Source organism: Mycobacterium sp. E342 (assembly GCF_001667665.1).
Classification (GTDB): Bacteria; Actinomycetota; Actinomycetes; order Mycobacteriales; family Mycobacteriaceae; genus Mycobacterium.
The window spans coordinates 1-25,194 of the sequence record NZ_LZJM01000172.1; the positions used below are offsets into that span (position 1 = coordinate 1).

Annotated in this window: 23 protein-coding genes; 6 read left to right on the plus strand and 17 right to left on the minus strand. The window is 68.0% G+C overall.

Annotation, left to right across the window (positions count from 1 at the left end):
- Positions 1-117 precede the first annotated feature (117 nt).
- Positions 118-1,953 carry an acyl-CoA dehydrogenase gene (locus A5692_RS12440; RefSeq protein WP_068056367.1) on the minus strand — a complete coding sequence of 612 codons (1,836 nt, stop codon included), beginning with the start codon at positions 1,951-1,953 and terminating at the stop codon, positions 118-120.
- A 203-nt stretch (positions 1,954-2,156) separates the two neighbouring features.
- Here A5692_RS12440 and A5692_RS12445 point away from each other — a divergent pair, with 203 nt between their 5' ends.
- Both A5692_RS12445 and A5692_RS12450 read left to right on the plus strand, forming a co-directional pair.
- Positions 2,157-3,182, plus strand: a complete 1,026-nt coding sequence (locus A5692_RS12445; RefSeq protein WP_068056369.1) for an isopenicillin N synthase family oxygenase — start codon at positions 2,157-2,159, stop codon at positions 3,180-3,182.
- Between the two features lie 6 nt (positions 3,183-3,188).
- Positions 3,189-3,677, plus strand: coding sequence for a flavin reductase family protein (locus tag A5692_RS12450; protein ID WP_068056371.1), 489 nt, complete (start codon positions 3,189-3,191; stop codon positions 3,675-3,677).
- A gap of 5 nt (positions 3,678-3,682) precedes the next feature.
- Here the strand turns inward: A5692_RS12450 and A5692_RS29465 are convergent, their stop codons facing one another.
- From A5692_RS29465 to A5692_RS12475, 6 genes are all read right to left on the minus strand, one after another.
- Positions 3,683-3,838, minus strand: coding sequence for a hypothetical protein (locus tag A5692_RS29465; RefSeq protein ID WP_197514438.1), 156 nt, complete (start codon positions 3,836-3,838; stop codon positions 3,683-3,685).
- 95 nt (positions 3,839-3,933) lie between these two features.
- Positions 3,934-4,680 (minus strand): succinate dehydrogenase/fumarate reductase iron-sulfur subunit, encoded by a 747-nt coding sequence (locus A5692_RS12455; protein WP_068056373.1) that lies wholly within the window; start codon positions 4,678-4,680, stop codon positions 3,934-3,936.
- The gene (locus tag A5692_RS12460) at positions 4,680-6,596 is read right to left on the minus strand and encodes a fumarate reductase/succinate dehydrogenase flavoprotein subunit (protein WP_068056374.1); all 1,917 of its coding nucleotides are present in this window, start codon (positions 6,594-6,596) and stop codon (positions 4,680-4,682) included. The genes A5692_RS12455 and A5692_RS12460 overlap by 1 nt, the downstream gene beginning before the upstream one ends.
- 39 nt (positions 6,597-6,635) lie before the next feature.
- Positions 6,636-7,463, minus strand: coding sequence for a hypothetical protein (locus A5692_RS12465; protein ID WP_068056376.1), 828 nt, complete (start codon positions 7,461-7,463; stop codon positions 6,636-6,638).
- A 79-nt stretch (positions 7,464-7,542) separates the two neighbouring features.
- Complete coding sequence (locus tag A5692_RS12470) at positions 7,543-7,848, minus strand: hypothetical protein (RefSeq protein ID WP_068056378.1); 306 nt, start codon at positions 7,846-7,848, stop codon at positions 7,543-7,545.
- Positions 7,849-8,112: 264 nt separating this feature from the next.
- Positions 8,113-8,553: an Hsp20/alpha crystallin family protein gene (locus A5692_RS12475; RefSeq protein WP_068056379.1), complete on the minus strand. Its 441-nt coding sequence runs from the start codon at positions 8,551-8,553 to the stop codon at positions 8,113-8,115.
- A gap of 227 nt (positions 8,554-8,780) precedes the next feature.
- Between A5692_RS12475 and nirB the strand changes: the two genes are divergently transcribed.
- Together nirB and nirD are read left to right on the plus strand one after the other, a co-directional pair.
- The gene (gene nirB, locus A5692_RS12480) at positions 8,781-11,360 is read left to right on the plus strand and encodes a nitrite reductase large subunit NirB (RefSeq protein WP_082962641.1); all 2,580 of its coding nucleotides are present in this window, start codon (positions 8,781-8,783) and stop codon (positions 11,358-11,360) included.
- Positions 11,357-11,713 carry a nitrite reductase small subunit NirD gene (nirD, locus tag A5692_RS12485; RefSeq protein WP_068056381.1) on the plus strand — a complete coding sequence of 119 codons (357 nt, stop codon included), beginning with the start codon at positions 11,357-11,359 and terminating at the stop codon, positions 11,711-11,713. Before nirB ends, nirD begins: the two co-directional genes overlap by 4 nt.
- Here the strand turns inward: nirD and A5692_RS12490 are convergent.
- The 8 genes from A5692_RS12490 to A5692_RS12525 form a co-directional block, all read right to left on the minus strand.
- Positions 11,710-12,162, minus strand: a complete 453-nt coding sequence (locus A5692_RS12490; protein WP_068056383.1) for a hypothetical protein — start codon at positions 12,160-12,162, stop codon at positions 11,710-11,712. The two genes, nirD and A5692_RS12490, sit on opposite strands and share 4 nt — an antisense overlap.
- A 73-nt stretch (positions 12,163-12,235) precedes the next feature.
- Positions 12,236-13,015 (minus strand): sirohydrochlorin chelatase, encoded by a 780-nt coding sequence (locus A5692_RS12495; RefSeq protein ID WP_068056384.1) that lies wholly within the window; start codon positions 13,013-13,015, stop codon positions 12,236-12,238.
- The gene (locus A5692_RS12500) at positions 13,006-14,157 is read right to left on the minus strand and encodes a uroporphyrinogen-III synthase (RefSeq protein ID WP_068056387.1); all 1,152 of its coding nucleotides are present in this window, start codon (positions 14,155-14,157) and stop codon (positions 13,006-13,008) included. The genes A5692_RS12495 and A5692_RS12500 overlap by 10 nt, the downstream gene beginning before the upstream one ends.
- Positions 14,158-14,234: 77 nt before the next feature.
- Positions 14,235-15,632, minus strand: a complete 1,398-nt coding sequence (locus A5692_RS12505; RefSeq protein WP_068056388.1) for an MFS transporter — start codon at positions 15,630-15,632, stop codon at positions 14,235-14,237.
- Positions 15,633-15,986: 354 nt separating this feature from the next.
- Entirely contained in the window at positions 15,987-16,898 is a 912-nt protein-coding gene (locus tag A5692_RS12510; protein WP_068056390.1) for a 5-oxoprolinase/urea amidolyase family protein, read from the minus strand.
- Between the two features lie 15 nt (positions 16,899-16,913).
- Positions 16,914-17,588, minus strand: a complete 675-nt coding sequence (locus A5692_RS12515) for an allophanate hydrolase subunit 1 (RefSeq protein ID WP_068056392.1) — start codon at positions 17,586-17,588, stop codon at positions 16,914-16,916.
- A gap of 112 nt (positions 17,589-17,700) precedes the next feature.
- Entirely contained in the window at positions 17,701-18,699 is a 999-nt protein-coding gene (locus A5692_RS12520) for an ABC transporter substrate-binding protein (protein WP_068056394.1), read from the minus strand.
- A 57-nt stretch (positions 18,700-18,756) separates the two neighbouring features.
- A complete protein-coding gene (locus A5692_RS12525) occupies positions 18,757-19,341 on the minus strand; it encodes a TetR family transcriptional regulator (protein WP_068056395.1) in 585 nt (194 codons plus the stop codon).
- Positions 19,342-19,470: 129 nt separating this feature from the next.
- Between A5692_RS12525 and A5692_RS12530 the strand changes: the two genes are divergently transcribed.
- A complete protein-coding gene (locus A5692_RS12530; protein ID WP_068056397.1) occupies positions 19,471-20,880 on the plus strand; it encodes an MFS transporter in 1,410 nt (469 codons plus the stop codon).
- 7 nt (positions 20,881-20,887) lie between these two features.
- On the opposite strand, the gene A5692_RS12535 is transcribed toward A5692_RS12530, so the two are convergent.
- On the minus strand, positions 20,888-22,150 hold the full coding sequence (locus tag A5692_RS12535) for a DNA polymerase domain-containing protein (RefSeq protein ID WP_068056398.1): 1,263 nt from the start codon (positions 22,148-22,150) through the stop codon (positions 20,888-20,890).
- 59 nt (positions 22,151-22,209) lie between these two features.
- Between A5692_RS12535 and fadD2 the strand changes: the two genes are divergently transcribed.
- The gene (gene fadD2, locus A5692_RS12540) at positions 22,210-23,889 is read left to right on the plus strand and encodes a long-chain-fatty-acid--CoA ligase FadD2 (protein WP_068056400.1); all 1,680 of its coding nucleotides are present in this window, start codon (positions 22,210-22,212) and stop codon (positions 23,887-23,889) included.
- A 30-nt stretch (positions 23,890-23,919) separates the two neighbouring features.
- On the opposite strand, the gene A5692_RS12545 is transcribed toward fadD2, so the two are convergent.
- Positions 23,920-24,285, minus strand: coding sequence for an ATPase (locus tag A5692_RS12545; RefSeq protein WP_067917995.1), 366 nt, complete (start codon positions 24,283-24,285; stop codon positions 23,920-23,922).
- Positions 24,286-25,194 lie beyond the last annotated feature (909 nt).

Below are 25,194 nucleotides of genomic sequence, written 5' to 3' on the forward strand. Positions count from 1 at the left end.
AGGGCCGCCGCTGGAGTGAGGGGATCCAGCGGCGGCCTTTTTTGGCGCCGGGAGCGCCAGATAAAAACCCCGCTCCCATTTCGGGAGCGGGGTTTTGCTCATCATCTCGGAGGTGGCCTAGAAGGCGGCCTCGTCGAGCTCCATGATGTCGTTGTCCAGCGTCTCGATCACCTCACGGGTGCCGGCCAGCAGCGGTAGGAAGTTCTTCGCGAAGAACGAAGCCACCGCGACCTTGCCCTCGTAGAAGGACCGCTCGTCGCCGCTGGCGCCAGCGTCCAGCGCCTGCACCGCCACCGCGGCCTGACGCTGCAGCAACCAGCCGATGACCAGGTCGCCGACGCTCATCAGGAAGCGCACCGATCCCAGGCCCACCTTGTAGAGGCTGGTCACGTCCTCCTGCGCCGCCATCAGGTAACCGGTCAGCGTGGCCGCCATCGCCTGCACGTCGGCCAGCGCCTTGGCCAGCAGCTCGCGCTCGGACTTCAGCCGGCCGTTGCCCGACTCGCTGTCCACGAACTTCTGGATCTCGCCCGACACGTGGGCCAGGGCCACACCCTTGTCGCGGATGATCTTCCGGAAGAAGAAGTCCTGCGCCTGGATGGCCGTGGTGCCCTCGTAGAGGGAGTCGATCTTGGCGTCGCGGATGTACTGCTCGATCGGGTAGTCCTGCAGGAAGCCAGACCCGCCGAAGGTCTGCAGGCTCTCGGTCAGCTTGGCGTAGGCCTGCTCGGAACCGACACCCTTGACCACCGGCAACATCAGGTCGTTGACCTTGACGGCCAGTTCGGCGTCCACACCGTGCACCGCCTCGGCAACCGCCGCGTCCTGGTAGGTCGCGGTGTAGAGGTACAGCGCACGCAGACCCTCGGCGTAGGCCTTCTGGGTCATCAGCGACCGGCGCACGTCGGGGTGATGCGTGATGGTCACCCGCGGAGCGGTCTTGTCGGTCATCTGCGTCATGTCGGCGCCCTGCACGCGGGACTTGGCGTACTCCAGCGCGTTCAGGTAGCCGGTCGACAGGGTCGCGATGGCCTTGGTGCCGACCATCATGCGGGCCTGCTCGATGACCTCGAACATCTGCGCGATGCCGTTGTGCACCTCGCCGACCAGCCAGCCCTTGGCGGGCACGTCGTGCTGGCCGAAGGACAGCTCACACGTGGCCGACACCTTCAGGCCCATCTTGTGCTCGACGTTGGTGACGAAGACGCCGTTGCGCTCACCCAGCTCGCCGGTCTCGAAGTCGAACAGGAACTTCGGCACGAAGAACAGCGACAGGCCCTTGGTGCCCGGACCCGCGCCCTCGGGGCGGGCCAGCACCAGGTGGAAGATGTTCTCGAACAGGTCACCGGAGTCCGCGGAGGTGATGAACCGCTTCACGCCGTCGATGTGCCAGGAGCCGTCGTCCTGCTTGATCGCCTTGGTCCGCCCGGCGCCGACGTCGGAACCGGCGTCCGGCTCGGTGAGCACCATCGTGGAGCCCCAGCCGCGCTCGGCGCAGATCACGGCCCACTTCTTCTGCTCCTCGGTGCCGAGGTGGTACAGGATGTTGGCGAAGCCGGCACCGCCGCCGTACATCCACACGGCGGGGTTGGCGCCCAGCAGGTGCTCGTGCAGCGCCCACACCAGCGCCCGGGGCATCGGCATGCCGCCCAGGACCTCGTCGATGCCGACCTTGTCCCAACCGGCCTCGGTGACGGCGCGGACGGACTTCTTGAACGACTCCGGCAGCGTCACCGAGTGGGTCTTCGGGTCGAAGACCGGCGGATTGCGGTCGCCCTCGACGAACGAATCGGCGATGGGCCCCTCGGCCAGCCGGCTGATCTCCGACAACATCTCGCGGGCGGTGTCGACATCCAGATCGCTGTAGTCGCCGGCGCCCAAAGCCTTCTCAACGCCCAGGACCTCGAACAGGTTGAACACCTGGTCACGGACGTTGCTCTTGTAGTGGCTCACTACGGTTCCTCCTCGTTGAGAATGCCACTCGAATGGTTGGGTACTAGGTCTAAGTTACCCACCAGTAACACCGTTAAAATATCGCTCTCGGTTAGTTCAACGCAAGTCAATGTGAGCTAGATTTCATCGTCTAATTAACCAACCGGTTGGGAAGCCCGTGCGGCGACTCTGACCTGCGGAGATAGCGAAACGGATCTCAAACTATGGGATGCACCACCACCCTGCCCGTCGTGGATCTGCGCACGTCGGCGCCCCCGTTGCGGCGGGGGTTACGCGAGGCCGCGCACGAGGTGGGCTTCTTCTACCTGACCGGCCATGGCGTCCCCGACGAGCTCACCCGCAGGCTGCTGGGAGTGGCGCGGCGGCTGTTCGAGCTGCCCCAGGCCGAGAAGGACGCGGTCGCCATGGTGCGCAGCCCGCACTTCCGCGGCTACACCCGGTTGGGCGGCGAACTAACCCAGGGCCAGACGGACTGGCGTGAGCAGATCGATATCGGACCGGAGCGGGCACCCGTCGGGGGACCGGGTAAGCCGGACTACCTGTGGTTGCAGGGACCCAATCAGTGGCCGGCCGCGCTGCCCGAACTGCCGGGCATAGTCGCCGAGTGGGACGCGGCGCTGTCCGCGGTGGCACGCACGCTGCTCCGGCACTGGGCGGCCTCCCTGGGAAGTCCGCCGGACGTCTTCGACCCCGCTTTCGCCGAAACGCCCGCCACGCTGATCAAGATCGTGCGCTACCCGCGGAGCGCCGCCTCGCCGCAGGGGGTGGGCCCGCACAAGGACGCCGGGGTGCTCACGCTGCTGTTGGCCGAGCCGGGCAGCCGGGGTCTGCAGGTGCGCCGCCCGGGAACCCCGGACTGGATCGACGTGCCGCCCGTCGACGGCGCCTTCGTCGTCAACATCGGCGAACTGCTCGAGGTGGCCACTGCCGGTTACCTGCGGGCCACCGAGCACCGGGTGACCCTAGACGCGCAGCAGGCCGACCGGGTCTCGGTACCCTATTTCTTCAACCCCCGATTGGACGCGCGGATCCCGGTGCTGACGCTGCCGGCCGAGCTGCGGGCACGCGCCGGCCGGGTGGTCGACCCGTCGGATCCGATCTTCTCCGTCTACGGCCGCAACGCCTGGAAGAGCAGGCTGCGCGCGCACCCCGATGTGGCTTCAGCGCACGGATATTCGCCAGGTAGGGTCGGGTACGAGAATCCCGTTCTTGGCTCAAGGGGCGAATGAATTCCGGTGAACTCGAACAAGAAGCTGACACCGTCGACACTTCGAGAGGCCTTCGGCCACTTCCCGTCGGGGGTGGTCGCCATCGCCGCCGAGGTCCGGGGCACCCGGGAGGGCCTCGCGGCGAGCACCTTCGTCCCCGTGTCGCTGGACCCGCCGCTCGTGTCGTTCTGTGTGCAGAACACGTCGACGACGTGGCCCAAGCTCAAAGACCTGCCGATGCTGGGCATCAGCGTGCTCGGCGAGGCTCATGATGAGGCGGCGCGGACGCTGGCCGCCAAGACCGGGGACAGGTTCGCCGGTCTGGAGACGGTGTCCAGCGACAGCGGGGCGGTGTTCATCAAGGGCACCGGCCTGTGGCTGGAAAGCGCGGTCGAGCAGCTGATTCCGGCGGGGGATCACACCATCGTGGTGCTGCGGGTCAACGAGGTGACCATCGACGCCGAGGTGGCGCCGATCGTCTTCCACCGCAGCGCGTTCCGGCGCCTCGGCGCCTGACCGGGCTAGGGTCGGCGGCTGAGCTCGGCCCGGTAGCCGGCGATCCGCCGCTCGATCTCGGCGGCGTCGTCGGGGCGGCCTTCCTTGCGCGCAAGATCAGCGCGCGCGGACATCTCCCGGATCGCGGTTCGAATTTCGTTGACGCTGGTGGTTTCTCGCATATCGTCCACACTGCTTTTCGGTTGGGGGCAGACCGTCGGGCTCGGGCCCGACAGGGTGATATGCGGATACCCGGTGTGCCGGGCGCGCTAACGCCTCAGCGCCGGAACAGCTTGTTGCCCAGCCAGACCACCGGGTCGTAGCGGCGACCGGCGACCCGCTCTTTCATCGGGATGATGGCGTTGTCGGTGATCTTGATGTTTTCCGGGCAGACCTCGGTGCAGCACTTGGTGATGTTGCAATATCCGAGACCCGCCTCGTCCTGCGCCAGATCCCGCCGGTCTGCGGTGTCGAGCGGGTGCATCTCCAACTCGGCGAGGCGGATGAAGAAACGCGGGCCGGCGAACGCCTTCTTGTTTTCCTCGTGATCGCGGATCACGTGGCAGACGTTCTGGCACAGGAAGCACTCGATGCACTTACGGAACTCCTGTGAACGCTGCACGTCGGACTGCGCCATCCGGTACTCGCCCGGCTGCAGGTCCTTGGGGGGCTTGAAGGACGGGATCTCGCGCGCCTTCTCGTAGTTGAAGGACACGTCGGTGACCAGGTCCCGGATCACCGGGAACGTCCGCAACGGCGTCACCGTCACCACCTCGTCCTCGGCGAACGTGGACATCCGGGTCATGCACAGCAACCGCGGCACCCCGTTGATCTCCGCCGAGCAGGAGCCGCACTTGCCCGCCTTGCAGTTCCACCGCACCGCGAGGTCCGGCGTCTGGGTCTGTTGCAGGCGATGGATGATGTCGAGCACCACCTCGCCCTCGTTGACCTCAACCGTGAAGTCCTGCAGCGCGCCGCTGGCATCGTCACCGCGCCACACACGCATGGTCGCGTTGTAGGTCATTAGCCTCTCCGTCCTGGATGCTCGGCCAGCTCGTCGTCGGTGTAGTACTTCTCCAGCTCGGAGATCTCGAAGAGCTCCAGCAGATCCGGCCGCATCGGCACCTGGTCCTTGCGGGTGATGCTGATGTCGGGAATCACCTCGTCGCCGCCGGCGGCCTGGCAGACCAGCAGCACCTTGCGCCAGCCCGAATCCATCGACGGGTGGTCGTCGCGGGTGTGGCCGCCGCGGCTCTCGGTGCGCTCCAGCGCGGCCTTGGCCACACATTCGCTGACCAGCAGCATGTTGCGCAGATCGATGGCGAGGTTCCAGCCGGGGTTGTACTGGCGACCGCCCTCGACGTGCATGTTCTTGAACCGCTCCCGCAGCTTGTCCAGGCGGGAGAGCGCCTCGGAGACCTCGTCGGCCTTGCGGATGATGCCCACCAGGTCGTTCATCGACTGCTGCAGCTCGAGCTGCAGCGTGTAGGGGTTCTCCGCCGCGGCGCCGTCGGCCGGTCCCTCGAACGGGGACAGCGCCCGCTTCGCCGCCGTCTCGACGGCCTCGGCCGAGATGGTCGGGCGGCTGCTCAGCGCGCGCACGTAGTCGGCCGCGCCCAGGCCGGCCCGCCGCCCGAAGACGAGCAGGTCCGACAGCGAGTTGCCGCCCAGCCGGTTGGAGCCGTGCATGCCGCCGGAGCACTCGCCGGCCGCGAACAGGCCCGGGACGGTCGCCGCACCGGTGTCGGCGTCCACCTCGACGCCGCCCATCACGTAGTGGCAGGTGGGTCCGACTTCCATCGGTTCCTTGGTGATGTCGACGCCGGCCAGCTCCTTGAACTGGTGGTACATCGACGGCAGCCGCCGCTTGATCTCCTCGGGCGTCAACCGGGACGCGATGTCCAGGAACACGCCGCCGTGCGGGCTGCCGCGGCCGGCCTTGACCTCCGAGTTGATCGCGCGCGCGACCTCATCGCGGGGCAGCAGGTCGGGGGTCCGGCGGGCCGAGTCGTTGTCCTTGAGCCACTGGTCGGCCTCTTGCTCGGTCTCGGCGTACTGGCCTTTGAACACCGGCGGGATGTAGTCGAACATGAACCGCTTGTTGTCGGAGTTCTTCAGCACCCCGCCGTCGCCGCGAACGCCCTCGGTGACCAGGATCCCCTTCACGCTGGGCGGCCACACCATGCCCGTCGGGTGGAACTGGACGAACTCCATGTTGATCAGCGACGCACCCGCCCGCAGCGCCAGCGCGTGCCCGTCGCCGGTGTACTCCCAGGAGTTCGAGGTGACCTTGAACGACTTGCCGATGCCGCCGGTGGCCAGGACCACCGCGGGCGCCTCGAACAGGACGAACTGGCCCGTCTCGCGCCAGTAGCCGAAAGCCCCGGCGATCGCGTCACCGTCCTTGATCAGTTCGGTGATGGTGCACTCGGCGAACACCTTGATGCGCGCCTCGTAGTCGCCGACCTCGGCGTGGTCCTCCTGCTGCAGCGAGACGATCTTCTGCTGCATGGTGCGGATCAGTTCCAGCCCGGTGCGGTCACCGACGTGCGCCAGCCGCGGGTAGGTGTGCCCGCCGAAGTTGCGCTGGCTGATCTTGCCGTCTTTGAGGCGATCGAACAGCGCGCCATAGGTCTCCAGCTCCCAGACGCGGTCCGGTGCCTCCTTCGCGTGCAGTTCGGCCATCCGCCAGTTGTTGAGGAACTTCCCACCGCGCATCGTGTCGCCGAAGTGGGTCTTCCAGTTGTCCTTCGGATTGGTGTTGCCCATCGACGCCGCGCAGCCGCCCTCGGCCATCACCGTGTGGGCCTTGCCGAACAGCGACTTGCACACCACCGCGACCTTGAGGCCGCGTTCGCGCGCCTCGATGACCGCACGCAGCCCAGCGCCGCCGGCACCGATGACGACTACGTCGTAGGCGTGCCGCTCGACCTCAACCATGAAACCCTCGCTAAATTCTGGTTTTCCTCAGATGGCCTGTCAGCCAACAAATCTCAAATCGGGGATGGCGCCGCCGGCCACCAGTGCGATGTAGAAGTCGGTGAGCATCAGGGTGCCCAGCGTGATCCACGCGTACAGCTTGTGCCGGGTGTTGATGTGGCTGACCTGGGTCCAGATCCAGTACCGCACAGGGTGCTTGGAGAAGTGCTTGAGCCGTCCGCCGGTCACGTGCCGGCACGAGTGGCAGGACAGCGTGTAAACCCAGAGCATGACGACGTTGCCCACCATGATCACGTTGCCCAGCCCGAAGCCGAAGCCGCCGGGTCCGCTGTCCGAGTGGAACGCGATGATCGCGTCGTAGGTGTTGATCACCGAGATGATGCCGGCGATATAGAAGAAGTACCGGTGGCTGTTCTGGATGATCAGCGGGAGCCGGGTCTCGCCGGTGTAGTGGACGCGGGGCTCGGCCACCGCGCAGGCGCTGGGCGACTGCCACACCGTGCGGTAGTAGGCGCCGCGGTAGTAGTAGCAGGTCAGCCGGAACAAGAGCAGGAACGGCAGTGTCAGCGCCGCGTAGGGCAGCCACCAGACGTCCGGCAGGACCTGCGGCCAGAAGTCGCCGGCCGCCCCGCACGCCTTGCTCACGCACGGCGAGTAGAACGGGGTCAGGTAGTGGTACTTCGGGACGAAGAAGTAGTCGCGTTGGAACGCGCGCACCGTCGCGTAGATGACGAACGCCGCGAAGCCCAGGTCGATCCGCAGCGGCGACATCCACCACCGGTCGGTGCGTAGGGTCCGTTGGGGGATGCTGGCGCGCGTGGGTGAAAAGACACCTGACGCAGGACGGTTCGCCGTGGGTGCGCTCATCTAGTGTTCCTCTTCGAACGGGCTGTTGGTCGAAGGGTACACAGAGAGCACCCCCTCATTTTTCGGGGGGCTTGGGTTGTCAGTACCTGCTGTGACCCCCGACACCCTCGTCGTCGACGTCGCGCCAGAATTCGCTGTCGTACTGGGTGTCGGGGATGACGATCTTCTCGCCGGAATGCTGCACGGTGGCCCGCGTCAGGTCCAGCACGGACACGTCGGTGTCGAGCAATTCGACGTCGGACAGGATGCGGTCCGCGTCGATGACGATGCGCCGCATCGCCGGGCTGTCGCCGTAGCGATTCCTCAGGGAGCCGACGCACCGCCGCAGGCCGCCGATGAGGTCGTGAAGTTCGGCGAGTTCAGTAGTGCCGGTAGGAAGTGTCACCGGGGATCTCCTCGGGCGGGCGGTGTTGCGGATCACAGTACGCTTCCGATCCTATCCACGGCACAGCCCGGCGTCAGCCGACTCGCTTCCTTACTTTCTTGTGTGTCCGCGGCCCGCGCTCGTGGGTAGGCCGCCGCCGCGCGGCCGCGGCTCGCGGTCGGCCGGGCCGGTGCCGCCCACCCGCCGCCGGTGTGACCGGAGAAAAGCACTGGGAGACAACGGTTCCGGCGCGGCGCACGCCTCGCCGGAACCGTTGTCCACCTGTTACTTGTTGATCGCGATCCGCTGCGCCTGGCTCCCGGCGTACGCGCCGGCGACTCGCACCGTCAGCACCCCGGCGTCGTACGACGCCGTGACGGCGTCCCCGGTGACGTGGGTGGGCAGCCGGAACGACCGGCGGAACGACCCGTAACGCACCTCGCGCAGGGTCCGCCCGTCCTTTTCTTCCCCGTGCTCGTCGCGGCGTTCGCCGTGGATCACGAGGCGGCCGCGGTCGACCTCGACGTTGACGTCCTTCTCGACGTCAACGCCGGGAAGCTCGACGCGTACGATCGCGTCGTCGCCGTCCTTGACGACCTCGGCGGCAGGGTTGAATCCGCTGGTAGCGGGCTTGTACCAGTCCGTCGCGGCGGCGGGGCCGAAGAAGTCGCGCAACCATCGGTCGGTGTCCCAGGCCGGTCGCGACCACAAGGCGAGGTTACTCATCGGGATCTCCTTGTACTTCCTTGAGCTTTGTTGTGGATTTGCTGTGTCCGGCGCCCTTCCGGCCGGCTGTAAGGAAAAACATGAGTCGACCACGCTTAAGTTCCACCTAGGCGTTCGCCTTGGGCGAACGAATATTCACAAGGCTCCCTGTGAGTTGTGAGATCCTCGTCATAGGACCGTCACATTGGGCGAAATCGCGGTAATTTCTCGCCGCTAATCTCAAAGCCATGGCTGCAGACGGGATTTCGCGTGCGCACTGTGCGGGCGGTCACATCGTCGTGGTCGGGCACGGCATGGTGGGGCACCGGCTGGTCGAGGCGCTCCGGGCGCGCGACACCGAGGGCCTCTGGCGCATCACGGTTTTCGCCGAGGAGGCGGACGCGGCTTACGACCGAGTCGGCCTGACCTCGTACACCGAAAGCTGGGACCGCAAGCTGTTGGCACTGCCGGGCAACGACTACGCGGGTGACGATCGGGTTCGGTTGGTCTTGAACGCGCGGGTGACCGAGATCGACCGGGAAGCGAAGTCCGTGGTGACGGCCGACGGGCAGCGGTGCGGCTACGACACGTTGGTGTTGGCCACCGGGTCCTACGCCTTCGTCCCCCCGGTGCCGGGCCACGACCTGGCGGCGTGCCACGTCTACCGCACGCTCGACGATCTCGACGCCATCCGCGCCGACGCACAGCGCACGGCGGAAGCCGGCCGCTCCCCGGCGGGCGTGGTCATCGGCGGTGGCCTGCTAGGCCTGGAAGCCGCTAATGCGCTGCGCCAGTTCGGCTTACGGACACACGTCGTCGAGATGATGCCGCGCTTGATGGCCCAGCAGATCGATGAGGGCGGCGGCGCGTTGTTGGCCAAGATGGTCGGCGACCTGGGCATCGCGGTGCACGTGGGCACGGGCACGGAGTCGATCGAAGCGATCGACCATCCCGACGGGGCGTCGTCGGTGCGGGTGCGCCTGACCGATGGCGACGTTATCGACGCCGGGCTGGTCATCTTCGCGGCCGGCATCCGGCCGCGCGACGAGCTGGCCAGGGCCGCAGGGCTGGAGCTTGCCGAGCGCGGCGGCGTGCTCACCGACTTGGCTTGCCGCACGAGCGATCCGGACATCTACGCGGTTGGCGAGGTCGCCGCGATCCAGGGCCGGTGCTACGGCCTCGTGGGGCCCGGCTACACCTCCGCCGAAGTGGTGGCCGACCGCCTGCTGGACGGTGCCGCGGAGTTCGGCGAGGCGGACCTGTCCACCAAGCTCAAGCTGCTCGGCGTCGACGTCGCCAGCTTCGGCGATGCGATGGGGGTGACGGAGAACTGCCTCGAGGTCGCCATCAACGACGCGGTCAAGCGGACCTACGCCAAGCTGGTGCTGTCCGACGACGCCAAGACCCTGCTCGGCGGCGTCCTGGTGGGCGACGCCTCGGCGTACGGGGTGCTGCGGCCCATGGTCGGAAGCGAGCTGCCAGGGGATCCGCTCGCGCTGATCGCCCCGGTCTCCGGCGAGGCTCCGGCGCTCGGGATCGGCGCGCTGCCGGATTCCGCGCAGATCTGCTCGTGCAACAACGTCACCAAGGGCGATCTGAAGTGCGCGATCGCCGACGGCTGCGCCGACGTGCCCTCGCTCAAGTCGTGCACCGCGGCCGGCACGTCGTGCGGTTCGTGCGTGCCCCTGCTCAAGCAGCTGCTCGAAGCCGAGGGCGTGGAGCAGTCCAAGGCGTTGTGCGAGCACTTCAGCCAGTCGCGGGCCGAGCTATTCGAAATCATCTCGGCCACCGAGATCCGGACGTTCTCCGGCCTCCTGGAGCGCTTCGGCCGCGGAAAGGGTTGCGACATCTGCAAACCCGTGGTCGCCTCCATCCTGGCCTCCACCGGCTCGGAGCACATCCTGGAAGGCGAGCAGGCCTCGCTGCAGGATTCCAACGACCACTTCCTGGCCAACATCCAGAAGAACGGCAGCTACTCGGTGGTGCCGCGGGTGCCCGGCGGTGACATCAAACCCGAGCACCTGATCCTGATCGGCCAGATCGCGCAGGACTTCGGGCTCTACACCAAGATCACCGGCGGTCAGCGCATCGACATGTTCGGCGCGCGGGTGGACCAGCTGCCGGAGATCTGGCGCCGGCTGGTCGAGGGCGGCATGGAGTCGGGCCACGCCTACGGCAAGGCGCTGCGCACCGTGAAGAGCTGTGTCGGCACCGACTGGTGCCGCTACGGGCAGCAGGATTCGGTGCAGCTGGCCATCGATCTGGAGTTGCGGTACCGGGGTCTGCGGGCGCCGCACAAGATCAAGATGGGCGTCTCGGGTTGCGCGCGCGAGTGCGCCGAAGCGCGCTCCAAGGACGTCGGCGTCATCGCCACCGAGAAGGGCTGGAACCTCTACGTCGGCGGCAACGGCGGCATGACACCCAAGCACGCCCAGCTGTTGGCCAGCGACCTGGACACCGAGACGCTGGTCCGCTATGTCGACCGGTTCATCATGTACTACATCCGGACGGCCGACCGGCTGCAGCGCACGGCGCCGTGGGTCGATTCGCTCGAGGGCGGCCTCGACCATGTGCGCGAGGTCGTGTGCGAGGACTCGCTGGGCCTGGCCGAGGAATTCGAGGCCGCGATGGAGCGGCACGTGCAGAACTACAAGTGTGAATGGAAGGGCGTGCTCGACGACCCCGACAAGCTGTCGCGGTTCGTCTCATTCGTCAACGCCCCGGACGAGGTCGACTCGACGGTGGAATTCACCGAGCACGCCGGGCGCAAGATCCCCGTTTCCATCGGGATGCCGAAGATCCGTACGGGAGCTGGAGAGGAATCATGACACTTCTCAACGACATTGCGGTGTGGACGACGGCCTGCGAGTACGACCGCCTGATTCCGGGGCGGGGCGTCGGCGTGCTGCTCGACGACGGATCCCAGGCGGCGCTGTTCCGGCTCGACGACGGCTCGGTGCACGCGGTGGGCAACGTCGACCCGTTCTCCGGCGCGGCCGTGCTCTCGCGCGGGATCGTGGGGGACCGCGGGGGCCGGGTGACGGTCCAATCGCCGATCCTCAAGCAGGCCTTCTCACTGGAAGACGGTGAATGCCTGGACGATCCGAACTTCTCGGTGCCGGTGTACCCGGCGCGTGTCACCGACGACGGCTTCGTCCAGGTCGGCCGGATCGCCGCCTAACGGGTGATGTCGCCGACGAGGTAGCGCTGCATCGTCGGGCCGATCGCGTCGACGAGCGCGTCGACCGACATCGAATGCAGCGGCTCCGAGCGGATGCCGTAGCGCAGGATGCCCAGGCCCACCAGCTGCGAGGCGCACAGCGAGGCCCGCGTGGCGGCCTTGTCCGCCCCCAGCAGCTTGAGCAGCGGGCCGAACACCGGCCCGACGAACATGCTCTGCACGGTTTCGGCGGTCTTGGCCATCCCGGTGGAGGCGATCGCGCTGGCGGCGAACGGGCCGCCGCCGGCGGCGTCCCAGGTGGTGATCAGCATGCGCAGCGTTTGACGGCCCACCTGATTCGCCCCGCCGGTGACGATCCGGTCGATGAATTCCGGTGTGCCGAAGGGCAACCGCAGCATCTTGGCGACCGGGTCGAGGAGCCCACGCGACGGCTCTTCGCGACGGGGCATGGTGCCAGGATCGTCGGAATCGGGCCAAAGATCAAGCGTCGCGGGCGTCGGCGCGCCTCGGCGATCGGCGCCTTCAGGCCGCCGGATTCGGCCGCACGATGCGGTCGTGCACCAACCGCTGGGCGCTCGAGCGGCGCGAAGCGTGCCGGGCGGTGGGGGCCAGCACCGGCGGCATGGCCCGGCGGAATCGATTGGCGATCAGGCGTGTCAGGCCCGGATGGGTGCTCAGCGGCTGGCTGACCAGATCGGCGCCGCAGGCGTGCAGCCTCTCCTGGAACAGGCCGTCGGCCAGCAGGTAGGAGGCGACCACGACGCGCGCGTTGGTGCGGCGGGCGTGGCGTCTCGCCTCGTCCACCGCTTCGGGCAGCTGCGGATCCCCGGTGGCCGCGAAGGCCAGACTCACTCGTGACCCGGTGAGCGCCGACACCAGCGTCGCGGTGGTGTGCAGGTCGGTGCGCGCTTTGACATCCGATGTTCCCGCCGCCGCCAGGATTACCGAATCACCCGGGCGCCAACCGCATTTGAGCAATTGGTCGCCGACGATCCGGGCGATCTGGCCACTGGGGCCCAGGGCGGGGGTGACGATGACGTTGGGGTGCCCGCTGAGGCCGACGTGGGCCGGCAGGTCCGCGCGGACGTGGTAGCCGCGCGACAAGAACGCGGGCAGCACGATGGCGGGCCGGCCGGTGGCCTTCGCCCGCGACAGCACCTCGCTGGGGGTGGGCCCCAACACGTCGACGAACGCGACCTCCACCGGGCGTCCGATCAACGAGCTTGCCTGCGCGGCAAGCTGTTCGACCATCGCCACACCCTCCGGCCGGCGGGTGCCGTGCGCGACCAGGATCAGCGCCATGAGGCGTCCGCCCGTTGCTCGGTCGCGAGCCGGTAGCCACGCTTGACCACCGTCGCGATGATGTTCTTGTCGCCCAGGGCCGTTCGCAGCCGCAGCACGGCGGTGTCGACGGCGTGCGGGTCGTTGCTGTTGCCGGGCAGCGCGCGTAACAGGTCGCCGCGGGGGACGACGTCGCCGGGGCGTTTCGCCAGCGCGCGCAGAATTCCCATACCCGAGGGCGACAGCACCTTGATCGAGCCGTCCACCAGCACGCAGGTGCCGCGGATGTCGACCGTGTGGCCGGCGGCCTGCACGGTGCACGAACCCAGCAGCGGCAGCTCTTCGGCGACGTGACGGGCCAAGGCGCCCAACCGCATTCGTTCCGGCGATGACGTGGGCACGCCTTTGCGGATCAACGGTTTGGACGTCACCGGGCCGACGCACATCGCGTGCACGTCGCTGCGCAAGGCGCCCAACAGTTGGTCCTCGATGTCGAGCTCGCGGCCGCGTTCGAGCACCGCCGCCGCCGCCGGCGCCGACGTGAAGGTGACCGCGTCGAACTGCCGCGCCGCGATGCCCGTCACGAGCTGATCGAACGTGCCGCCCAAAGGCGTTGGCTTCCAGCGGTATACCCGGACGGGCACCACCTGGGCGCCCGCCAGGCGCAACCCGCCGAGGAACTCCGGGAAGGGATCCCACGCGTCGGCGGCGCCGTGCAGCTGGACCGCCACCCGCAGCCCGGCCATTCCCGAGTGGAGCAGGTATTCCAGGACTTCCTGCGACGACTCGGATTCCGGGGACCACTCCTCGTGCAGGCCGGCGGCGCGCAGTGCGCCGGTGGCCTTCGGCCCGCGCGAGACGATGCGGGCCGATGACAGCGCGGTGAGGAGCGGGTTGACCAGCCCCCACCCCTCGGCTGCGGCCAGCCACCCGCGGAAGCCGATGCCGGTGTGCGCGACGAGGACGTCGGGTGGCTCGGCGATCAATGCCTCGGTGTTACGGTGCAATTCGTCGTCGTCGGGCAGCGCGATCATGTTGATCGCCGGCGCGCTGCACACCTCGGCGCCATGGCGGCTGAGCAGCGCACACAGCTCCTCGGAGCGCCGGGCGGACGTTACCGCGATGCGGTAACCCGTCAGCGGCGGGGAGTCCGGCTGGCCCATATCACCTGTGTATGCCTGTCAGATTTCGGTTGCGTTACCTGGCAATTGCTTGCGCATTGCCCACCATGAGGGCGCGCTCACACGCGCGCCAGCGCGCCTGCCGTCTCACCGTCCACCGCCTCGGTGGGTGGCACGGGTCGGCGCACGTACACCGACCAGGTGACGATCGCGGACACGACGTAGGAAGCAAGGAACGCCCAGTATGCCGACGTCTCCTCCCCGGTGGCCAGGTAGGACTGGCGCAGCGCGAGGTTGATGCCCACGCCGCCCAGCGCACCCACCGCGGAGCAGATGCCGATCAACGCCCCCGCCTTGGCGCGCGCCCAGTGGCGCCGCTCGTCCTCGCCCATCGGCAGGGCGCGGCTGCGCGCCTCGTACACCGAGGGGATCAATTTGAACACCGAACCGTTGCCCATCCCGGACAGGACGAACAGCACCATGAAGCCGATGACGTAGCCGATCATGCTGGTCGAGCGGTCCCCGGCGGTGTGATCGTCGATGGTGCTGATGACGACCAGCAGCCCGGCACCGAGCGTCATGCCGGCCAGCACGCCGAGCGTGACCCGGCTGCCGCCCTTGCGGTCGGCCAGCCGGCCGCCGTAGATGCGGGCCAGCGAGCCCAGCAGGGGGCCGATGAAGGCCACCTGCGCGGCGTGCAGCGCCGCGTGCCTGGCGCCTTCCCCGTTGGCCAGGAAGTTCACCTGCATCACCTGGCCGAAGGCGAAGGAAAAGCCGATCCAGGAGCCGAAGGTGCAGATGTAGAGCAGCGAGATCACGTAGGTGTCACGCTCGAACAGGATCGAGCGCATCGTGTTCAGCTCGGTGCCGTGGCTGACGTTGTCCATGAACAGCGCGGCCGCGAGCCCGACGACCACCAGCGCGACCAAGTACACCGCGCACACCCAATACGGCGCCTCGTGTCCGGCCGTGGCCAGCACCAGGAGCGCGACCAGCTGGATCACCGCCACCCCGAGGTTGCCGACGCCGGCGTTGACTGCCAGTGCCGAGCCCTTGAGCCGCTGGGGATAGAAGGCGTTGACGTTGGCGAGCGAAGCCGCGTAGTTGCCGCCGCCCAGCCCGGTCAGGGCGGCGCACGCCACGAAGGGCCACAGCGGAAGGCCGGGGTTGGCGAGCAACACGATCGTGCCGACGGTGGGGATCAGCAGCACGAACGCCGAAAACGCGGTCCAGTAACGGCCGCCGAAGGTGGCGATGCCCAGGGTGTAGGGGATCCGGGCCAGGCCACCGACCAGCGTGGCGACGGCGCCCAGCAGCAGCTTGTCGCCGGCGGAGAAGCCGTAGACGTGCTCCGGCATGAACAACGCCATGACCGGCCAGAGCGTCCAGACCGAGAAGGCGACGTGGTCGCCGGCGATGGTGCAAAACAGGTTGCGGCGGGCGATCTTCTTGTTGCCCGCCTCCCAGGCCTCCGGGTCCTCTGGATTCCAGTCCGCGATGCGGTGATTGCGGGCCATCCGAACGTCACCTTTCGTCGACTGCCAGGCGGGAACGGCACGGCGCAGTGCTCGTTTCCGTTGCCCCGCGGGCGAATTCGGCTGGGGCCCCGCAGCGGGAGAAAATCTGGGCGCCCCAAATGAAGAGGCATGCCCCGCCGCGTGTTTCGATGCTCACATTCGGGGCGGGAATGGGTCAACTCAATCGGGCCCGAATCGGCTGTAAGTTGATTACCAGTTATCTGGTAAGTCGCTGTAGGCGGCGCCCGACGGTGAAATGACCAACCAAATCAGGTGATTCGAAGCCGTCGCGCGGCTTGGTGTGAGCTGGAATACATTTCGGCGGACAATGGGCCCGAGTGAAGTCCGGAAAGACTACGAGAACGGCCAGGCGCCGGCACGCGGTTGGGCGCCGACCAGGGCCCTGGGGCGAGACCAGTGCAGGCGTACCGACTGGCCGGGGCGCACCTGGGCGATCTTGTCGATGTCCCCGTCAACCACCACGCCCACCACCGGGTAACCGCCGGTGACCGGGTGATCGGGCCCCAGGATCACCGGTAACCCGTTGGGCGGCACCTGAATCGCCCCACGGGTGGCGCCCTCGCTGGGCAGCTGGCGATCCGGGTAGCGGTACTGCAGCGGGCGGCCGGTCAATCGCATCCCCACGCGGTCGCTGCGGTCGGAGGCCACCCAGTCGTTGTGCACCAGGACGTCGGGGTCGACGAACCAGTCGTCGCGCGGCCCGGGCACCACGGCCAGCTCGACGGCGCTGCCGGTGATCGCCGCCACCGGGGCCTGGTCCAGCTCGGGGTAGTCGGGGGTGTGCTCCCCGACCGGGAGCTCGTCACCCACCCGCAGCGGCGCCGGGCCGATGGCCGACATCACGTCGTAGCTGCGCGAGCCCAGCACCGGCTCCACGCCGATGCCGCCGCGCACCGCCAGATATGTCCGCAGCCCGGCGCGGGGCGTGCCCAAGGCGATCACCTGGCCGTCGCGGACATGCTGAATGCTGTTGGTGCCAAACTTGTTTCCGTTGACGGTCGGGTCGGTGTCGGCTCCGGTGACCGCGATGTCGACGTCGCCGCCCCGGACGCGGGCCGCGAATCCGCCGAACGTGACCTCGACGGTGGCGCGGTCATCGGGGTTGGCGACCAGCCGGTTGGCCAGCTGGTGCGCGCGCCGGTCGGCGGCCCCGGACCGGCTCACGCCGAGGTGGGCCAGCCCCGGCCGGCCCAGGTCCTGGACGACGGCGAGCGGGCCGGTGCGAAGGATCTCCAGGGTTGCCACGGTGGTCTCCTTACCTCAGACGGCCCGGAACTGAACCCAGGTGCCCTGCGTCAGCAGCGCCGGTTGGAGCCGTTCGAGGTCCCACATGACCGCGTCGGTGCGGCCGATCAGTTGCCAACCGCCCGGCGACTGGCGCGGGTATATCGCGCTGAATTCGCCTGCCAGGCCGACCGACCCGGCGGGCACCGAGATGCGTGGCTCCGGGTGGCGCGGCACCCGCAGCCGGGGATCCCCGTCGACCAGGTACGCGAAACCCGGGGCGAATCCGCTGAATCCGACGCGCCAAAGCGAACCGGTGTGGGCGTCGATCACCTGCGGGATGGTCAGGCCGGTGTGGTCGGCCACCTCGGCGAGGTCCGGGCCGTCGTAGACGACGTCGATGACCACGTCGGCGCGGCGATCGGACGCGGGGACCTCCTCGGCGGTGACCCGCATCTTGCGCAGTCGCTGACGTATCACGCCTTGGCGGCGCGGGCCGTCGAGCTTCACCAGCACCGTGCGCGCGGCCGGGACGATGTCGACCACGCCGGGCAACGCCGCGGCCCGCAACTGCGCCGCCCACGCCAGCACCTCGGCGGTGCTGCCGCATTGCAGCATCAGCGCGCTGTCGCCGAAGTCCAGAACCGTGTTGCCGACCAGGTCCGTGGGCAGGTCCCTGGGCACGTTGTCGGTAAGGTCCGTCACGCTCATTACTCGACGGTAACCGCCCGATCGCCGGCCGGGCGAGGGGCGGGCGACGGATTTTCGAACACTGCCAGAGCTGCCTTAGCAAACACTCAAACGCCGCTGGCGCGGCGGCGATCTAACCGAGGATTTTGGCCAGCTGCGGGGGCAGCTGGTCGGCGACCAACGGGTAGCTCAGCGGCGAGGAGAACGCGATCGCGCCGGCCTGCTCCTTGGTGGTGAAAACGTGCCGGTTCTGCGCGGTGGCCTGTGACGCCGCCACGTCGGGGTCGGCGAGCAGCGCCTTCTGGTCGTCGGGGCTCTCGGTTGTCCAGATGAGCACGTCGGCGGAATCGAGCACCGCCTTGACGCGATCGCGCGGGATGACGGCGCGGTGGCCGGTGCCGAAAGGTTTGATGCTGTCGGCGATCACCAGCCCCATCTGGTTGAGGAAGTCCGTGCGCCAGCCCGCCATGGCCGCGACGACGGTCCCTTGCCACAGCGTGCCCTCCATCAGCAAGGCCTTCTTGCCCGTCCAGGTCGGGTGGTCCTTGCCGACGGCGGTGAACCTCTGGTCGACGCCGTCGATCAGCGACTTCATCTGGTCGGCCTGGAACACCGCCCGGCCGATGACGGTGGCCTGCTCCTTCCACGGCTCGAAGAACGCGTCGCCGTCCGACTGGGGCACGGTCGGGGCGATCGCGGAGAGCTTCTGATAGGTGTCGGCGTCCACCCCGGCGTTGGTGGCCACGATGAGGTCCGGTTTGAGGCCCGCGATCTGGTCCACCGGGATCCCGTTGTCGAGGTTCAGCACCACCGGCTGAGCCCCGCCGAGCTTGGGTTGCGCCCACGGCCACACCGCGAACGGCTGATCGCCGAACCAGTTGGTCACCGCGATCGGTACGACGCCGACCGCGAGCAGGTCGTCTTGCTCGGTGTAGCCGGCACTGACCACGCGCTTGGGGGGCTCCTTGATCACGGTCTGACCGAAGAGGTGGTCGATCGTCACCGATTTGCCGCCGCCGGTATTCGACGGCGGTCTGCCTGACGAGCACCCGGCCGGGGCGCCGGCGACCGCGGCGACGGCTGCAGCCCCTGCGAGCTGCAAGAATCCCCGTCGATTCCAACCCTGTCGCATCGCGTGAGATTATCGCGTTCCCCGCTCGCAACGCCCATCGCCGCGCGGTTGCGCCGCTCAGCCCAGCGGCATGCCGGCGTCCAGGAAGTCCAGCGCCCGATAGATGGTGTCGGAGGTCTTCGGCGCGCTGTCGTAGGCGGCCATCATGGCGCCGACCATCGCGCCGACGAATACCCGGACCTCGAAATCCGTTGCCGGACGGGCGATCCGGCGACCGATCGCCTCCGCCATGACGTTCACGGTGCGGTAGTACTCGTCGTAAAGGGCGGCCTTGAGCTCGGGTATCGAGAAGATTAGGCGCTGTCGGGTGTTCTCGAACTCCAGCTGCTCGGGCGACAGGCCGGCCAGCGTGCTCGCGTACGCGCGGCGGATGGCCTGGCTGGGTGACAACTCGGGTGGCTGGGCGTCGAACGCCGCCAGTATCAGCGGATCGAGGTCGTCGGCCAGCAGCAGCGACTCCTTGGATCCGAAGTACCGGAAGAACGTGCTGGGGGACACCTCGGCGGCCTCGGCGATCTGTTCAATGGTGGTGGCGGCGTAGCCGTTCGCGTCGAACAGGCGGAACGCCTCACGGCGCAGGGCATGGCGGGTCTTGATCTTCTTGCGTTCGCGCAGCCCCAGGGGCCGATCGGTCGCCTGCATGCGGCAATTCTCCCGCATTGGGCGCGCAAAAAGTTCTGACAAGCGGCGAACGGCCGTTGCGAGATCCACGTATCGCCGACGTAACTGCGTCCACGCGGCCCGGTAACAGTCCCTTTCTAACGTCGGGGCGTGACTACGACGACCACGCCAGAGTCGACCGCTCCGGTCCTCGCCCCCGCGCACCCGCGTCATCGAGGTGGGCACTGGATCGATGACTGGCGGCCCGAAGACCCCGCGTTCTGGGAGGCGACCGGCAAGCCGATCGCCCGGCGCAACCTGATCTTCTCCATCTTCGCCGAGCACGTCGGGTTCAGCGTGTGGATGTTGTGGAGCATCGTGGTGGTCCAGATGACCGCCGGTTCGCACGGGCATCCGTCCGCCTCGGGCTGGGCGCTGACCGCGAGCCAGGCGCTGTGCCTGGTCGCCGTGCCCAGCGGCGTCGGCGCCTTCCTGCGCCTGCCCTACACCTTCGCGGTGCCGCTCTTCGGCGGCCGCAACTGGACGACCATCTCGGCGGCGCTGCTGCTCATTCCGTGCGTGCTGCTGGCCTGGGCGGTCAGCCATCCGGGCCTGTCGTTCGCGGTGCTGGTGTTGATCGCCGCCACCGCCGGCTTCGGTGGCGGCAACTTCGCCTCGTCGATGGCCAACATCTCGTTCTTCTACCCGGAGAAGGACAAGGGCTGGGCGCTCGGCCTCAACGCGGCCGGCGGCAACATCGGCGTGGCGGTGGTGCAGAAGATCATCCCGCCCATCGTCGTGGCCGGTGGCGGGGTGGCGCTGTCGCGCGCCGGCCTCTTCTACATCCCGCTGGCGGTGGTGGCCGCGGTGTGCGCGTTCCTGTTCATGAACAACCTGTCCGAGGCGAAGGCGGACGTGAAGCCGGTGTGGCAGTCGCTGCGGCATCCCGACACGTGGGTCATGTCGCTGCTCTACATCGGCACGTTCGGCTCGTTCATCGGCTACTCGGCGGCCTTCCCGACCCTGCTCAAAACGGTGTTCGGCCGTGGCGACATCGCGTTGACCTGGGCATTCCTCGGGGCAGCGATCGGCTCGGTGATTCGGCCCCTGGGCGGCAAGCTGGCCGACCGCATCGGCGGCGCCCGGATCACCGCCGTCAGCTTCGTCATGCTCGCCGCGGGCGCCGCGGCGGCGCTGTGGTCGGTCAACGCCAAAAACCTGCCGCTGTTCTTCGCCAGCTTCATGTTCTTGTTCGTCGCGACGGGCATCGGCAACGGCTCGACCTACCGGATGATCTCGAGGATCTTCGTGATCAAGGGGCAGCTCGCCGGGGGCGACCCCGACACCATGGCGCACATGCGCCGCCAGGCCGCAGGCGCGCTGGGCGTCATCTCGTCGATCGGCGCCTTCGGCGGATTCGTCGTGCCGCTGGCCTACGCCTGGTCGAGGTCGCACTTCGGCAGCATCGAACCCGCGCTGCGGTTCTACGTGGGCTTCTTCCTCACCCTGCTGGTGGTCACCTGGTACTGCTACCTGCGCAAGGGCAACGCCTCCAACGCGCTGGCGCGGGTCGGGGTATAGCCCGATCTCAGCGGGACGGCTGCTGCCGGCCGCCGTATCCCTGCCCCTCCTTTATCCAAGGGCTGTAGTCGGCGATCAGCTCCTCCTGCGGCGGTCGCTGATTGACCGGTACATGCTGCAGGTTGATCCGGATCCGGTACCAGATCGAACTCGGCCCGCGCATGCCGTCGACCAGGACGTCGACCGGTTGCAGCAGGCGAGACGCGTCCGGGTGGCGGTCGCGCCAGGTGTCCAGCGCCGCCAGCGCCTCGTCCTTGGTCTTGGTGCGGGCGACCTCGATGAGCGGCATCACCGACCGGCGCCGGCCGTCGGCCGTGCCGGATCCCTTCGGCGCCCGCTCGGGTGGCCCCATCTCCTCGGCCAGCACCAGCAGGCGGTCGAGTTCGCCGACCGCGTCGTCCATCCCCGCCCAGGGGTCGCCCATGGCGGCGAACCGAGCGGGCACCGTGTCGATGGTGAACTCCCCGGGGCGGCGCTCGGTGACCTCGTCCCAGAGCAGCGGCGTGGACACCCGGGCGTCCGGCGTCGCCCGCACCGAGTACGCCGACGCGACCGTGCGGTCCTTGGCGTTCTGGTTGAAGTCGACGAACACCCCTTCGCGTTCTTCCTTCCACCAGCGGCTGGTCGCGGCGCCGGGCGCCCGGCGCTCGACCTCCCGGGCGACGGTCTGGGCGGCCAGGCGCACCTGCCGGAATTCCCAGCGCGGGGCGATCCGGGCATAGATGTGAAAGCCGCGCGACCCCGAGGTCTTCGGCCAGGCCACCAGGCCGTAGTCCTCCAGCACCTCGCGGGCGACCAGCGCCACGTCGACGATCCGCCGCCAGTCGACCCCGGGCATCGGATCCAGGTCGACCCGCAGTTCGTCGGGATGGTCGAGGTCGTCGGCCAGCACCGGGTGCGGGTTGAGGTCGACGCAGCCCAGGTTGACCGCCCACGCCAGGCCGGCGGCGTCGCGGATGACGGCTTCGGCGGCGGAGGTGCCGCGCGCGTAGTGCAGTTCGGCGACGTCGACCCAGTCGGGCCGGTTCTTCGGCGCGCGCTTCTGGAACACCGCCTCCTCGGAAATGCCCTTGACAAAGCGCTTCAGGATCATCGGCCGGCCGGCCACCCCGCGCAGCGCCCCCTCGGCCACCGACAGGTAGTAGCGGACCAGGTCGAGTTTGGTGTGCGGTCCCGTGCCGCCGTGGGCGTCGAACACCACCTTGTCCGGGTGGGTGATCGTGACCTCGTGCCCGTCCACCTCCAGCGAAACCGGACCCATGTTCATCATCGTAAGTCGGTGGGTACTTACCCCTCGGAATGCGACGGACGTCACATAGGGTGGGATGCATGCCTAATCTGATTGCCCTGCCTGGGCAGGCGGTTGCCAAGGTTCAGCAGTACCTGGAGCGCGGCTCGGCCGAATTGCACTACGTGCGCAAGATCTTCGAAGCCGGCGCCTTCCGGCTGGAGCCGCCGCAGAACTACGCCGCGATGGCCAACGACATCTACAAGTGGGGTGAGTTCGGCATGCTGCCGTCGCTCAACGCCCGGCGCCATCCCGACCGCGCCGCGTGCATCGACGAGGAGGGTGAGTTCACCTTCAAAGAGCTGGACGAGGCCGCCCACGCGGTGGCGAACGGCCTGCTCGAGATGGGGGTCAAGGGCGGCGACGGGGTGGCCATCCTGGCGCGCAACACCCGCTGGTTCCTGATCGCCAACTACGGCGCCGCGCGGGTGGGCGCCCGCATCATCCTCCTCAACAGCGAATTCTCCGGCCCGCAGATCAAGGAGGTGTCGGAGCGCGAGGGCGCCAAGCTGATCATCTACGACGACGAGTACACCAAGGCCGTCAGCAAGGCCGAGCCGGAACTGGGCAAGCTGCGCGCGCTGGGCACCAACCCCGACGCGGACGAGCCGTCGGGCAGCACCGACGAGACGCTGGCCGACCTGATCGAGCGCAGCAGCAAAGAGCCCGCCCCCAAGGCCTCCAAGCACGCGTCGATCATCATCCTCACCAGCGGCACCACCGGCACCCCCAAGGGCGCGAACCGCAGCACCCCGCCGACCCTCGCGCCGGTCGGCGGCATCCTCTCGCACGTCCCGTTCAAGGCCAACGAGGTCACCTCGTTGCCCGCCCCGATGTTCCACGCGTTGGGATACCTGCACGGCACCATCGCGATGTTCCTGGGCTCGACCCTGGTGCTGCGCCGCAAATTCAAGCCGCCGCACGTGCTCGAAGACATCGAGAAGTACAAGGTGACCGCCATGGTGGTGGTGCCGGTGATGCTGTCGCGGATCCTCGACGCGATCGAGAAGATGGACTCCAAGCCCGACCTGTCCAGCCTGAGGATCGTGTTCGTCTCCGGGTCGCAGCTGGGGGCGGAACTCGCCAGCCGCGCGCTGAAGGACCTGGGGCCGGTCATCTACAACATGTACGGCTCGACCGAGATCGCGTTCGCCACCATCGCCGGGCCGCAGGACCTCGAGCGCAACGCGGCGACCGTCGGACCGGTGGTCAAGGGTGTCAAGGTCAAGATCCTCGACGACAACGGCCAGGAGAAGCCGCAGGGCGAGGTCGGCCGGATCTTCGTCGGCAACGCGTTCCCGTTCCAGGGCTACACCGGCGGTGGCCACAAGCAGATCATCGACGGCCTGATGTCCTCGGGCGATGTCGGGTATTTCGACGAGCACGGCCTGCTGTACGTCAGCGGCCGCGACGACGAGATGATCGTCTCCGGCGGAGAGAACGTCTTCCCGGCCGAGGTCGAGGACCTGATCAGCGGGCATCCCGAGGTGGTGGAGGCGACGGCCATCGGCGTCGAGGACAAGGAATGGGGCCATCGGCTGCGCGCCTTCGTCGTGAAGAAGGACGGCTCGGACGTCGACGAGGACACCATCAAGCACTACGTCCGCGATCACCTGGCGCGCTACAAGGTGCCGCGTGAGGTGGTCTTCCTCGAGGAGCTGCCGCGCAATCCGACCGGCAAGATTCTCAAGCGCGAGTTGCGCGAGATGGAGGTCGACTAGCCATCGACTAGTGGATGCCCCCTTCGGGGGTCAGCGCCGGTCTTTGATGGCCCGGGTGATCTGCGCCGCCAGTTTGGGGTCGACCAGGAGCTGGTCGATGAGCGCGGTGAGCACCTCTTGTCCGGTCACCCGGGCGACCCCCAAGCGGTCGGCCGCCTCCCGCTGCCAGATGTCGAGGGCGCGGTGGGTGGCCGCCGGCAGGTCGACCGTGCGCCGCGTGCGCTGAACCCGTCCAGCCTGGTTGTGTGCCGGCGGGCTGACCATCCGCTGGGGGGACTGCTGCCCGAGCCCGGTGAGGCGCTCGGTCGGCGCGGCGTCGCCCGCCGCGGCGCCCGACGGCGCGGGACCCCGGAACGATGCGGCGCCGGGTCCGATGTGGCTGCGGTTGAAGTTCACTGCGGCGGTGCCCTCCGAATGAGTGGCCGATCAGTAAATCAGCGCTCGAATGTGTCGATACTGATTCTTCCACCGTCCACGGCGTAAGTCGCGCGACCGGGCCGCCGACCGGCCGCGTCCCCGTCGGCGGCCGCTTTCTGCAGCAAATAGCTTACGGTAGCTGGCGGACGCGGCGCATGCCGCGGTAATTTCGGGCGCGGGAGAGCTGGACCGCAATTCCGCGCCGCATAACGCAGGGCAATACGCCTATGCGGAATTGCGGAGAACAGTATTTCAGTAGACGTCTTCTGAACAGTGATAATGCCCGACTGCGTAGATCAGTATCCGACATTATTCTGAGATATGGAAATCATCAAATACGACAAAATGCCGACCTTGCACCGTCCGGCAGTCGACTTGTTACATAATTCACAGGACAATTCGTGTGTAGATTAGTTGTTTGCCGGGAAACTCCTGGCTAACGTTTTTGTTGTCGGTATCAGATCCTGGAAGGGGCTCCTGCGATGACGCTCTCTGCACAATCGCTCCGCCGCGCGGCCGCCAGTGCGGCCGGCGCTTCGGCCATGGCGGGAGCGCTGCTGTTCGGCGCCGGCGCCGTTGCCCAGGCGGCCCCCGCACCAGGAACCGACCACAGCTTCACCACCACCGGTCCGCACGGGGCGCCCGGTGGACCCGGAATCCTTCCCGACCGTCCAGGAGGGGGTCATGGCGGATGGGGCGGAGGCCACGGATGGAACGGGGGCCACCGTGGCCCGGGTTGGGGGAACCGCGGATTCTGGGCCCCCGGGCACTGGTGGAACTGGTGGTGGTGAACCAAGCCTCCCCGTGATAGCCGATCAGCCTTGACGTGCCGATCCACTCCTAGGCTGACCGGTCCACGGGATGGGGGGGGAAACCATGCCGGCCTGA